Source organism: Limnohabitans sp. WS1 (genome assembly GCF_003063265.1).
In the GTDB taxonomy this organism is placed as follows: domain Bacteria; phylum Pseudomonadota; class Gammaproteobacteria; order Burkholderiales; family Burkholderiaceae_C; genus Limnohabitans_A.
On record NZ_NERU01000038.1, the window covers coordinates 1 to 2,710 of the forward strand.

A 2,710-nucleotide genomic window follows, 5' to 3' on the forward strand; every position below is an offset into this window, starting at 1 on the left:
TGTCACTTTTCGGCATAAAGGAGCCAGCTGTTTTCGGCATATAGGAGCCAGCTGCAAGCGCTCAAACTGACATCTTTCGGGTTTGGATTTTGCCCTTATTTGGCGTCTTTTTGTGGGTTTGAATTCTTGCTTTTTGTCACCGCCGTGGTCGGCATTTGGCGCGGCGTCCGGTACGACTGCCCATCCAGCGTCAAGCAGTAAGCGTTGTGCCTGAGCCGGTCCAACGTGGCCGAGGCCAGCAGCGGGTTGCTAGGGAAGGCCTGATCCCACTCACTGAAGTCCAGATTGCTGGTGATGATGGTCGCCGTGCGCTCGTAGCGCTCGGCAATCAGCTCGTGCAAGTCCTCATCCGCTGGTGACCTCAGGGGCTTGAGTCCAAAGTCATCAATGATCAGCACCGGGATGCGGCTGAGCGATTGCAGTTTGCGCTCATAGGCGTTGGTCGCCCGCGCCGCGTGCAGCGTCTGCGTCAGGGCCGAGCAACTGGTGAACAGCACATCCGTGCCCTGGCGCACCGCGCAGTGACCCAGCGCCTGAGCCAAGTGGCTTTTGCCGGTGCCGCTGGGCCCCACGATCAGCACGGGCGAGCACTCGCGCACGTAGCGCCCCGTGGCCAGATCGTGCACCAGGGCCCGGTTGAGTTGGGGTAGCCGCTCAAAGTCAAACTGCTCCAGCGTCTTGGTGGACCTGAATTGGGCTTTGCGCAAGCGCATGCCAAAGCTGTTTTGCTCACGGCGGGCGACCTCATCACCCATCAAGATGGCCAAGAACTCGGTGTAGGCCAACTTGGACTCGATGGCCTGGCGGTTTCGTGCCTCCAGCGAGTCCAGGATGCCAGACAGGCGCAGCTGCTTCAAATGGGGAACCAGTTCGGGGATAGGGTTCATGGGATGCTCTCCTTTGGGGGTTAATGCAGCAGGTCTTGCTGCGGGTGGTGGGGATGGGTGTGGGAATTGGTGTGGGAATGGGTGCGGGCATCAGGGTCGGCAAACAAGCTGGCGGCATCGCGCGCAAACCGGGTCTTGGTGTAGACCGCATCGGTGCTGGTCTGGGGCATCGGCAGCTGATCGGCGTTGGTGCTCAGAATGGTCTTGACGGTGCGGTAATAAGGACTGCCGTGGGCCATGGCGCGGTGGCAGGCCGCCTCCAATCGGCTGTGCCCATAGGTCTTGGTCAAGCCGATAACGCCTTGTGCGGCGCGCAAGCGCTCCACAATCTTGTCGCTGAGCAACCAGTCGATGACCTGCTGGCAGTGGGGTCCGACCTCGCTGGCTTGCTCGTCCAGCCACTGGCGGTCACGGCCAAAGAACCACTGTGCCTGGGGTGGCAAGTGGTCGGGGGTGGTCACGCGCTGGCCCTTGCGCTGGCCGCGCGGGTGGGTGGCCACCAGCACATAGCCCTCGTACAAGGCCACACAACCGTCGTTGGCGCGCAGCCACAGCGCCTTGCCCACCAGGGCAAACGGGGCCGAATACATCACATGCTCGAACTTGACGTGGCAGTCCCGGTGCGGGGTGACGGGGTGCCAAACCCCCAAGTCCGGTACTTGCGCAGGCAGGGGTTTCAAAAACGGCTGCTCCAGCGCAAACAGCGCCAGGGGCTGCTGGCGTGTGGTGCCGTGGGTACGCAGTCCCGCCTCGTGCAGCACCCAGGTCTTGGCCTGGGCGTTCAGCTCGGCCAGGTCGCGGAACTCACGGGTGGCCAGGAAGTTGCCTTTGACGTACTTGACGCCCGACTCGACGATGCCCTTCTTCTGCGGGTCATGTGGCGGGCACGGGTCAATCTTGAAGTCATAGCCTTCGGCGCACTCGGCATACGAGCGCTGGACCTGGGGGTCAAAGCGACAGGCTTTGATGATGGCGCACTTGGCGTTGTCGATGATGACGCGCTCGGGCACCCCGTTGAACCACTCAAAGGCGCGGCGGTGGCAGCCCAGCCAAGTGGCCACGGTCTGATCCCAGACGAACTCCAAGTACTGGTGGCGGGAGTGGCACAGCGTCATGACGAAGGCCCAAGTGCGGCGCATTTGGCCATCGGGGTGCATCAAGAAAGGGCCAGCGCCAAAGTCGACCTGTGCGGCCTCGCCGGGCTTGAAGGACAGGCGCACGGTCAGATCGGTGCGGGGCAGCTCCTGGGCGATGTCCTGCATGAGGCGATAGACGGACGAGTAGCTGCCTTGAAACTGGTGCTCGCGCACGAGGGCGGCGTGGATGGCTTTGCCCTCAACGCCAGCGGCCATCCAGCGGGTGACTGCCTCGCGCCAGGGCTGGGCTTTGGAGACGGTGCTGGCGGCGCGCTTGGGTTTTGGGGCCAGGCTTTGGGCGAAGGTGGGCACATCGGGCAATGCCGCGGAGGGTTCAAGCCAACCCATGCTGAGCGCCAGAACGCGAAACTGGGCGACTTTGACGCGGCCCATGAGGCCCAGGCGTGCGATCTCGCGGTCACGGTCGCCTGCGCGCAGGCGAATGAGGACGTTTCGGAATTCATGCATCTCGATCTTTCTGCGGCCCATCCATCGCTCCTGAACAAAAGGTTCAGAAGGTAGCGATGGGCCGGGTTCGAGATGTCTGTTGAGCGCTGCAGCTGGCTCCTATATACCGAAATTCAGCTGGCCTGTAAGTGCCGAAAACGCACTGGCTCCTATATGCCGAAAACGGGGTGGCTCCTAAATGCCGAAAACGGTTTGGCCTCTATATGGTGAAAAGTGACA

2 protein-coding genes are annotated in these 2,710 nt (G+C 62.2%); both read right to left on the reverse strand.

The annotated features are described in order from the left end of the window. Window positions 1–95 precede the first annotated feature (95 nt). Window positions 96–887, reverse strand: coding sequence for an IS21-like element helper ATPase IstB (gene istB / locus B9Z48_RS21260; protein WP_089963077.1), 792 nt, complete (start codon window positions 885–887; stop codon window positions 96–98). Window positions 888–907: 20 nt separating this feature from the next. Continuing rightward, window positions 908–2,491: an IS21 family transposase gene (gene istA, locus B9Z48_RS21265; protein ID WP_233261218.1), complete on the reverse strand. Its 1,584-nt coding sequence runs from the start codon at window positions 2,489–2,491 to the stop codon at window positions 908–910. Window positions 2,492–2,710 lie beyond the last annotated feature (219 nt).